Source organism: Gilliamella sp. Imp1-1 (assembly GCF_001690415.1).
Taxonomy (GTDB): Bacteria; Pseudomonadota; Gammaproteobacteria; order Enterobacterales; family Orbaceae; genus Gilliamella; species Gilliamella bombi.
The window spans coordinates 1-9,997 of record NZ_LZHK01000047.1; the positions used below are offsets into that span (position 1 = coordinate 1).

11 protein-coding genes are annotated in these 9,997 nt (G+C 35.4%); 5 read left to right on the plus strand and 6 right to left on the minus strand.

From position 1 onward, the window contains the following. Positions 1-118 (minus strand): IS3 family transposase (locus A9G38_RS12785; protein ID WP_442902855.1); only part of this gene is annotated, 118 nt, incomplete at its 3' end. Positions 119-243: 125 nt separating this feature from the next. Continuing rightward, the gene (locus A9G38_RS04455) at positions 244-543 is read right to left on the minus strand and encodes an IS3 family transposase (protein ID WP_034885636.1); all 300 of its coding nucleotides are present in this window, start codon (positions 541-543) and stop codon (positions 244-246) included. A gap of 99 nt (positions 544-642) precedes the next feature. On the opposite strand from A9G38_RS04455, the gene A9G38_RS04460 reads away from it, so the two are divergent. Then, positions 643-1,572, plus strand: a complete 930-nt coding sequence (locus A9G38_RS04460) for a hypothetical protein (RefSeq protein ID WP_034915264.1) — start codon at positions 643-645, stop codon at positions 1,570-1,572. A gap of 776 nt (positions 1,573-2,348) precedes the next feature. Here A9G38_RS04460 and A9G38_RS04465 read toward each other — a convergent pair. The 3 genes from A9G38_RS04465 to narX form a co-directional block, all read right to left on the minus strand. After that, the gene (locus tag A9G38_RS04465; protein WP_034915261.1) at positions 2,349-3,371 is read right to left on the minus strand and encodes a DUF4272 domain-containing protein; all 1,023 of its coding nucleotides are present in this window, start codon (positions 3,369-3,371) and stop codon (positions 2,349-2,351) included. Positions 3,372-3,575: 204 nt separating this feature from the next. Continuing rightward, a complete protein-coding gene (gene narL / locus A9G38_RS04470) occupies positions 3,576-4,229 on the minus strand; it encodes a two-component system response regulator NarL (protein WP_034915258.1) in 654 nt (217 codons plus the stop codon). Between the two features lie 2 nt (positions 4,230-4,231). After that, the gene (narX, locus tag A9G38_RS04475; protein ID WP_034915255.1) at positions 4,232-6,040 is read right to left on the minus strand and encodes a nitrate/nitrite two-component system sensor histidine kinase NarX; all 1,809 of its coding nucleotides are present in this window, start codon (positions 6,038-6,040) and stop codon (positions 4,232-4,234) included. Between the two features lie 231 nt (positions 6,041-6,271). On the opposite strand from narX, the gene rplU reads away from it, so the two are divergent. The 4 genes from rplU (at position 6,272) to cgtA (ending at position 9,073) form a co-directional block, all read left to right on the plus strand. After that, positions 6,272-6,580, plus strand: a complete 309-nt coding sequence (rplU, locus tag A9G38_RS04480; protein ID WP_025314436.1) for a 50S ribosomal protein L21 — start codon at positions 6,272-6,274, stop codon at positions 6,578-6,580. Between the two features lie 15 nt (positions 6,581-6,595). Continuing rightward, positions 6,596-6,856 (plus strand): 50S ribosomal protein L27, encoded by a 261-nt coding sequence (gene rpmA, locus A9G38_RS04485; RefSeq protein WP_034915250.1) that lies wholly within the window; start codon positions 6,596-6,598, stop codon positions 6,854-6,856. A gap of 88 nt (positions 6,857-6,944) precedes the next feature. Then, a complete protein-coding gene (locus A9G38_RS04490) occupies positions 6,945-7,907 on the plus strand; it encodes a DMT family transporter (protein ID WP_034915248.1) in 963 nt (320 codons plus the stop codon). A 2-nt stretch (positions 7,908-7,909) separates the two neighbouring features. Continuing rightward, positions 7,910-9,073: an Obg family GTPase CgtA gene (cgtA, locus tag A9G38_RS04495; protein WP_034915244.1), complete on the plus strand. Its 1,164-nt coding sequence runs from the start codon at positions 7,910-7,912 to the stop codon at positions 9,071-9,073. A 67-nt stretch (positions 9,074-9,140) separates the two neighbouring features. Here cgtA and A9G38_RS04500 read toward each other — a convergent pair whose 3' ends face one another. Continuing rightward, entirely contained in the window at positions 9,141-9,905 is a 765-nt protein-coding gene (locus A9G38_RS04500) for an IS5 family transposase (RefSeq protein ID WP_065623152.1), read from the minus strand. Between the last annotated feature and the right edge of the window lie 92 nt (positions 9,906-9,997).

Sequence of the window (9,997 nt, forward strand, 5' to 3'; positions counted from 1 at the left end):
ATAAGGCTTTCATCACCCGAGCAATGTAACGGCGTGACACCCAAATATTCTCTTTCTGTAAATCAAAACGAATTCGTCTTGTACCATAAGACTGATAGCTCTGATTAAATAGCGTCACGATTTTATTGGCATAAAGCCCTACTGATTTTTGTCTATTCAATTTACACTGATAATAAGCATAATGTCTTGATAATCCTAAATATTGACATAGCTTTGTTATGCTATAACGATGTCGATTTGCTTTTAGGATAGCGATTTTCGTCCTATTATCAGTGCTGCTTGCTTTAAAATATCGTTTTCCATACGCAGCTGTTTAAGCTCTTTACGCAACGCGATTAACTCTTGTTCTTGTGGACTGCGATTATCTTTTGTTTTAAATGAGCCGCTTTGGCTTGCTTGCGTTATCCAACGGTCCAAAGCTGATGGTGTCAAATCATATTCGGCAACGATTTCACTACGTGATTTACCATGTTGATAAAGACTGACCATTTGGTGTTTAAAATCATCTGTGAATGTTCGTCTTTTGCGTTTAATCTTATTCATATTTGTTCCTTTTTTAGTTGTGATAAGTTTACCTTACCCCTTAAAAAAGTTGTATGATTTAGTGTAGCCGATCCAGTAGCCGATCCAGCACCTTATAAGGTGATATTAAGTAGTACAGAGGGGTCTTTAAAAACACAGTACGGTGTACCAGATACAAATTATTTCCACCGTCAATCGGTGGAGTACTACATCAGCCCAAATTTACCTCCTAAAATCTGTCATGTAAGACCAAATCTAACCTATGGTACAGGTGATTACGCTGGTCCAGCTAATATTTGGAATCCAACTAAAGGATTTCTAGTTCAATCAACTAATCCAACATTTTACGAATTAAATTTTCCGACAACAGGTGCAGATGGTTTGTACTTTGATTTAGACATAGGTGGAGGTAGTCAGTTGACTTGGACTCCTGTTACACATGGGGGAATAACAGCTACTGTGACAAGGACGTTACCAAATGCAGGCGATAATTGGATATCCAATCATTCAGTAGAGGTAATGAGCGTTACGCTAACGGGTCCTAGGGCAAGTGATAACCAAAAAAGCTCAGATTCCCCAAGTCCACTTAGCAAGCCAATCTTGCCTCAAACATTCGAGTTAGTGGGTAGAGATAGTCAAGGTAGTGTGGTTGTCAAGTATGGGTTTGTGTTGAAGCAATGGTTCGTTAATCGTGGATCTCGAGCGACTGACGTTTCTAAACAAGCTTCTTGGTGTAGTCATTTAGGTTATCGTTTTCCACAGGTAAGGGATTTAACTAATGCGGTTTGTTCGGGTAAATGGTCAGGTCACTGGTGTCAAGGTTCTGTCGGTGCCATACCATCATCATCTGGTAATCATTACCAGCGTCGAATTGGCGCAGGCTTTTTTACTGAGTGGGGCGACATGCTTCATTATACCAAGGCGGACTTTGTCGACCGTAACTACTGGACTAGTGATATAGGCAATAATTATTTATTCGGTGTTGACTCGGACGACGGTGATGTGCTTGGTCTGAGAGCTAGTAGGAACGTGCTTTGTGCTGCTAATTAGTCATTATGGTTTAGTCCTTGAATGCTAGGTGGAATTATATTTTCAATAGTTGGCAATTTATTAAAAGAGTGAACTTCAATGATTATTTTATTCATTATGGTTTTGAACGCTTTAGGCCTTTGGTTAAATAAATAGCTTTAATAGCAATGTATGAGCTAAGAAAATAGAGCGATTTTCTTAGCAATTTTTTGCTTTAGCTGGGATAAAATAGTCTCTTTGCTATCCTGCTGCAGTTGTCAGCAATTTGTAAGGGTGTAAACACTCTAAAAACTTTAATAAAATCAATGCTCTACCTGGACGATTTTATGGGGAAATATCAACTTTCATAATATCGAAAAGCTAGGCAAACGAGTCGTTACCTAGACCGTCATTTAGTCTGTAATACATTAAAGCAAGTTTTGTTTCGGCGTTACTTTCTTAAAAATATGCTCGTTCGCAGTGACCGAGGATGCTAGCCAATAAAGCACTATTTAAATATATTGAAATCTATTATTATTGTATGCGTGGTTGTTCAGCCAAGAACTAGGTATTGCTAGAACAATATGAACAACAATATTATCAAAATAAAAAAATGATAGAGGGGGCTATGTATAATATTTTGGTAAGGATCGTGTTAATTATTTTTATGGTGATGTGACATAATCAGCAAATATTTAGCGATTTAAAAAGATAGAAAACGAAAGTTTAAACTATTTATTAGCTTTGATATTATGGTTAATATTTAGAACTTTGACACCATATTAAATATGATGTCAACAAATGAGAAGATGAAAATATTAGGTTGGTGTATCGACATCATCCCAATCAGCATTTTCAAAATTGGTTAACCAATTTAAAGCATAATGACGCTCTTGAATAACATCACTTATAATCGATGCGGGAGGTTGCTTATCTTTCATTCGAAAATCTGTGGTTATCCAATGTAAGCGGTAGTGTAAATCTAAAGCATCCAACAATTCACTAACTGGTCTTAAGGCCACGGTTGAAAAATCTTGTCCACTATGTTGCATTCCTTGGTCAACTAACGATGAAACATCGCAGATAGTATCAGCAAAAGGGAGCTCAGATTGCCAATTGATAGCCCATTGTAAAGGTAATAATGCTTCGTATTTCCAAGACATATCTATCACATCTTGCTCTGTCGGCTGCCCGCTAGAAATAAAGTCACGCTCATTATTTGATAAAGCCTCAAACCCCATTGGACAACGTTCTTTAAATTCCATCGGATTAATTGGATCATTTTCTCTAAAACTTTCAGCCTGAATACCTGTTAACATTATTGCTAAGGCTCGTTTAGCTACTTCGTCAGGTGTTCTAAGTATTACTTCCGATTCGGCAATAACCGGTGGTAAATGTGTAGGTGTATGCAACCCCAATTTGGCTAAATACTGTTCAGTTTTTGTTTTTCGCTTTAATGCTTCTAGTGGATAAGGGACGATTACATCTAAATCAATGTTACCATCAGGATCTTGTAATACATCTCCGTCAGGATTCCGAATAGTTCCATCAGGCATAAATATAATTGCATTCGCCTGCCAGCCCCAAGTGGTAAATTCATTGAAATTATCTTCTTCAATCTCAAAGGTAAATTGATGTTTAACTCGTTGGATATGGCGATACAAAGCATAACGGCGTGAATTCATCTGCCCATCTCCTGCTTGCATGACATAACCGATAAAACCATCAAGGTGTTTCGTCAACTCAGAATCATCCAATCCGCGATGGTATAGATGCTCGCAGGAAAAATTAATGGCTGGTGGATGAGTGACTGTAGAATAAGCATTTATCAATATTGGCATTTCAAATATTCCTAGTTTAGATTTGGTATTTTTATTATTATAAATAGTGGCTGTTTTTTAATCTAATTCTATAATAGATCATGGTAGTTTTCTATATTTTTTAAATGCTATACTCCGTTTTGTGATGTTTGTTATTCTGTTGAATAAATGATTTTATCTGGTGCATCGCTGAACAAGATATATTTTATTTTTCAATGTATACGTTTATTCCTTACTTTGTAAATACCATACTGTCATTTCCATTCTTGATTTAAAATTAAGTTTTTTGAATATACTTTTGATATGTACTTTGACTGTGCTTTCAACGATACCTAAATCTTTTGCAATTAGCTTATTTGGTAGTCCTTGTACTAATAAATTAAAAATTTCATTTTCTCTTGGTGTCAATAAACTGACATCATGCATTTGTTTTGTAGCTAGTTGTTCGTTATTACGCATATAATTGAGGATAATATGTGAAATAGCATTATCCATAATTAGCTTTCCTATCGAGATTTCTTGTAGTGATTTTAGAAAATCTTCAGGCTCCATATCTTTTAATAAATAGCCATCAGCACCTGTTTTTAGTGCGGTGATTATATCTTCTTTTGCATCTGATACTGTAAACATAATAATGCGACTCGATATTTTTTTTTCACGCAAGTAGCGCAATATTTCTAATCCATTAACATCTTGCATATTGATATCAAGTAGAATAATATCAGGATCAAGCTCTTCGGCTAATTTAACGCCTTCTATTCCAGAGCCAGTTTCTCCCACAATGTCAAAATGGTTGACTGTATTTATCAGCTGTTTTACGCCATTTCTTAACATTGGATGATCATCAATAAGAAGTATTGAGCAATTTATTTGTTCCATTTTTACTCTTCTATTGCTTTGAATGAAATGGTTTTATTAACCTTAAATGCTATCATAATTTGTGTCCCTTTGTGGGGAGGACTGTTTATTGTTAAATTACCATTTAGTATTTCAACTCTATCACGCATAATGATTAGACCATAACTATTATCCTGTTTAATATTGTTTTGTAAACCAATGCCATTATCCTCAATACAGACGGAAATAATTTGATGATCATCAATTTTTAAACTGACAATAACCTGTGTGGCTTTAGCATGTTTATATATGTTATTTAGTCCTTCACGAATAATTTGTAATAAATGAAATGCATATTTACTATTGATAATATTCAGCGGCAATAAATATTCAAACTGAATATTGAATTGTAATTTTTGATTAAATTCCTCAATTAATTCCATTAAATTTGCATAAAAACCCGTTTGGTTAAGGCGTAAGCGAAAAGAGGTAATTAGTTCTCTTAGTTGAGAGTAGGTTATATTGACTTCTTTACGCATTGTTGCCAATAAATCAATACTGCTTTGTGATGTTAAATCTGATTGCATTTGTAAGCAGCTGAGGTGTATTTTTAAACAAGATAGAGATTGAGCAATGGAATCATGCAGCTCTCTGGCCATTGCTGAGCGTTCTTTTATTAATAAATATTGTTTTTGTTGTTCAATTTGTCTATCGAGCTTCATTGCAGTAGTCATTTGCTCGATAACTCCCACAATTAAGTTTTCTTGTTCATTGGTTAATATGATATTTTTTGGCTGCAAAGCAAATAATATCCCATATTTTTCCCCGTTTTCTTGAAGGTGCCAATGGCGTTGAAAGTTATTTTTTTGATAAGATTTTGATGAGATTAAACAAGCTTTGCATTTAGAATTTTGGCAATAAGGTAATTTTTGCTCATTATCGTAACTGATTTGTTGATAATGCTCAGGATCATTTGATTCATAAAAACGGATTTTAAATTGAGTTAATGGTACTAAATCTTCTAATTTGTGTAGTATTTTTAGAAAACGTTCACACAATGGCTCTGAAGTATGTAGTTGCTTAATTGTTTGATATTGAAATGAAACAATTTTATTGGTTTGTTGTAATTTAGCTGTTTTTTCTGCAACTTGTTTTTCTAACAATAAATATTGTGATTCAATTTGCTCGGACATTTTGTTAAAAGCTAGCCCTAAAAGATCAAATTCATTCTTTCTGCTTTTAATATTAAAACGCGCTTTAAAATTGTGGCTAGAAATTGCTTCAGCCATACTAACTAATTTTTGCCATGGTGCAAGAAGGTAGTAACGTAAGTAATAAATTTGAACAGCTAAAAAAATTACGATAATAACAATAAATAATTGTTGTAATTGAGAAATATAATAAATTTTGTTTTCGGTTTTTTGATCAATCTTATCTACCAAATGGTTGATACGAGCAACATAGCTTTCAATATCAATTCTTATTTCATCGATTTTTTGTGCTTGCTGTATTTTAGTAATAAGTCGAGTATTCCAATCAGTTTCTAACTGATTAAATTCATTAATTAAATTATAGCGTTTTAAAAGCGTTAAATGTTTTTGTGATGAAGAAATATTAATAAAAATATTTAAATTATCATAATCTTTCTTATTGAGTGGAACCATTGTTAGTATTTGGTAGTTCTTCATTCTTAGTAAGCCTAATTGATTAACCATATATGCCCCACCTTTTGTATCATTGGCTACCTGGATTGAAAACGATAAAGCGATTAAAGCAATAGCGCCTAAACAGAACAGTAATAGTGTTAAACGATTAATAATTGATTCGGTGGGGCGAATTTTTATTTTCGACATATAAACACTCAATATTATTTTGTAATTTTATTTTAGCTAAATAGTAATTTATGGTTATTGTAGCTTGAAAAGAGTATCTATCTGATCTTTTTTGTAACTTTTTGCGATCTTTTGTTAAACAGCGCTTGCAACAAGAATAAAATTTGCGTAAAATTCACGCCCTATAAGATTAATCACGCAGACATATATGTTTAATCAAGTAATCGTCTGCTTTTTATTGCGGAGTTAAGTATGTACGCAGTTTTCCAAAGTGGTGGTAAACAACACCGAGTTAGCGAAGGACAAGTCGTTCGCTTGGAAAAAATTGAAGTCGAAACAGGCGCAGAAGTTGTTTTCGATAAAGTTTTAATGGTAGCAAATGGTGAAGACATCAAAGTTGGTGCTCCGTTTGTTGAAGGTGCAACAATTAAAGCAGAAATTGTTGAACATGGTCGTGGCGATAAAGTGAAAATTGTTAAATTCCGTCGTCGTAAACACTATCGTAAACAACAAGGTCACCGTCAGTGGTTCACTGATGTGAAGATCACTGCAATCGCTTAATAGGAGTATTGAACAATGGCACATAAGAAGGCTGGTGGTTCATCACGTAATGGTCGTGATTCCCAAAGTAAACGTTTAGGTGTTAAACGTTATGGTAGTCAAGAAGTTCTTGCTGGTAACATTTTAGTTCGTCAACGTGGAACTCAATTCCACCCAGGCACTAATGTAGGTTGTGGTCGTGATCATACTCTATTTGCCTTAATTGATGGACAAGTAAAGTTTGAAGTTAAAGGACCTAAGAATCGTCGTTATGTTAGTGTAGTTGCTAACAGCTAGTTCATAAACGGTTCAAAAGTTATGGAAGCCTCACAATTATTGTGGGGCTTTTTTCATTTCTTGAAGTTAATATAAAATTGATGGTGATATGATAAAGCAGCAAAATGTTAAATTAGGTTTTGCACTTGCCATGTTAACCGCAGTGATGTGGGGCATTGTGCCAATTGCAATGAAATATGCGCTAGTGGTTGTTGATCCATTAACATTAGCTTGGTCGAGATTGGCTATTTCAGCGCTTGGTATTACTATTTGGTTGGCTTACAAAAAGCAATTTCCTAATTTAATGATGTTCAGAAAACATCGTCGTTTTGTTTTATTGATGATTGCAGGTTTTGGGTTGTTGGGTAATTTTGCACTGTTTGCTAATGCAGTTCAGTATCTTTCAGCTACAACTGCTCAGGTTGTTGGGCAAACTGGCATTGTGATTTTTATGATTTCAAGTGCTTTTATTTTTAGAGAGAGACTCAGGCCGACTCAAATTATTGGTATTTTAGTATTATTAGTTGGGCTTGCGTTATTTTTTAATAAAAATATTGTAGATCTGTTTTCTAATATGTCTTCGTATGGTATTGGTGTGTGGCTTGGTTTACTGGCTTCGGTATCATGGGCTTGCTATGCGCTTGCTCAAAAAGTACTATTACAGAAATTACGTGCAGAACAGTTACTTTGGTTAATTTACCTTATTTGTACTGTTTTTTTGTTGCCTTTTACGTCGCCAAGTAAAATTATAAATGCTGATGCAACTCAACTGTTTGCTATCATATTTTGTGGTTTAAATACTATTATTGCTTATGGTGCGTTAGTGATGGCTATGGAACGATGGCAAGCAGCACAAGTGAGTGCAATAACAACCCTAACGCCATTGTTTTCGCTCATCTTTTCAGATTTGTTTGCTTTAATTTGGCCTGAAAAGTTTGCTATGCAATATTTAAATATTTTAGGTTATATTGGTGCAGTATCTGTTGTTGCGGGTGCTATGTTTACGACCATTGGGCATTATATTTGGCATCCAAGAAAAGGCTGGCTAATTAACCGCAATAAAGGGGAATAATAATGAAATTTGTTGATGAAGCATCAATCCGCGTTGAAGCTGGAGATGGTGGAAATGGTTGTGTCGGTTTTCGCCGAGAAAAGTATATACCTAAAGGTGGTCCTGATGGTGGCGACGGTGGCGATGGTGGTGATGTCTTTTTTATCGCTGATGAGAATTTAAATACACTAGTTGATTTTCAGTTTGAAAAAAATTACCGCGCTGAGCGTGGTCAAAATGGACAGGGTTCTGATTGTACGGGTAAGCGTGGCCGAGATATTACCGTTAAAGTACCGGTGGGGACACGAATTACCGACAAATATACTGGTGAAATTATTGGTGATTTAACGCATCACCAACAAAAAGTATTGGTTGCCAAGGGCGGTTTTCATGGGCTTGGAAATGCGCGTTTTAAATCATCGGTAAATCGTGCTCCAAGGCAAAAAACTGATGGTACTCCAGGTGAAAAGCGCGATGTATTATTAGAATTATTATTACTTGCTGATGTGGGGATGTTGGGCTTACCTAATGCTGGTAAATCAACTTTTATTCGCTCAGTTTCAGCTGCTAAACCAAAAGTTGCCGATTATCCATTTACTACTTTAGTGCCTAGTTTAGGTGTAGTAAGAATGGATAATGAACAAAGTTTTGTTGTTGCTGATATTCCTGGTTTAATAGAGGGGGCATCAGACGGTGCAGGACTTGGTATTCGTTTCTTAAAACATCTTGAACGTTGTCGTGTTTTAGTTCATTTGATCGATATGGCACCAGTAGATGAATCAGATCCGATAGAAAATGCTAAAGTAATAATCAAAGAGGTTCAACAATATAGTGAAAAATTAGCTAATAAACCACGTTGGTTGGTATTTAATAAAATGGATGTATTAGGTCCTGAAGAAAGCGCTAAACGTGCAGCTGAAATAGCTAGGGCACTTGATTGGCAAGATAAATATTATATTATTTCAGCCATTAATCAAGAAGGTATAAAGGCCTTATGTTGGGACTTAATGGAATATATCAATGCGCATCCACGTGAAGCCGAACAAGAAGAGTCATCAGAAAAAGTGGAATTTATGTGGGATGATTACCATCAACAAGCAATGGATGAGGCTTTTGATGATGACGATGATTTTGATGACTGGGACGAAAGCGATGAAGAAGGTGTTGAATTTATTTATCAAAAATAATAAGTATTATACTCTATTTTATTTCGCCTAAATTAGGGGCTGTTGATCTTTGCTGTACATAAATTACTCAACAATACATTGGCAGCCACATTAACATAAATGCCAGTGATACCATACTGGCATAATTCCTTTCTAACTTATCGTATCTAGTTGATATTGAACGATATTGCTTGATTCTAGCAAAGGCATTCTCGACTAAATGACGATAGCGATAAAGGCACCTATCCATACTGCTTTTATCTATATCCTTACCATAATTACGTTTAGCAATCACCGTTCGTCCGCCTTTTTGACGAACAAAGCACCGAAAAGGCTCGCTGTCATAACCTTTATCGGCTATCACTGTATTGACTTCATCGAGCTTTTCAACTAGGTTTTCTGCATAAGTGATATCATGTCGTTGTCCTTCAGAAAGCTCAAAACAAATAGGCAAACCACCACTATCAACCGCAAGATGAATTTTAGTTGAATTACCACCACAGCTCTGACCTATTTGCTCGGAATACTCCGTTGCAGCGCCTGTACTATGTTGATGAGCCCTGATAATCGAGCCATCTAGGAACACCCATTCAAAATCCGCTAGTTGTGATAAATGTTTGAAAATATCAACTAATATTCCTTTTTTAGACCACAAATTAAATCGCCTATAGACAGTGCTCCATTCACCAAACTCCTCTGGCAAATCTCGCCAAGGAATACCGGTTCTCATTCGAAAAAGGATCCCTTCAAACGTCATCCGATGCTCGGATTTATTATAAACTCGACAGGTATTTTTCATTATTTGTAGTAGCTTTTCCCACCGTTTATCTGTCAGCATTGTTGTTCTTGGCATGATGAATCGAGTTAGGGTTGTTTTTTGCAGAATTATTATAACTCACATCATGCCGTCTAAAAAATAATCACGAAAGATCAACACGCCCTAAT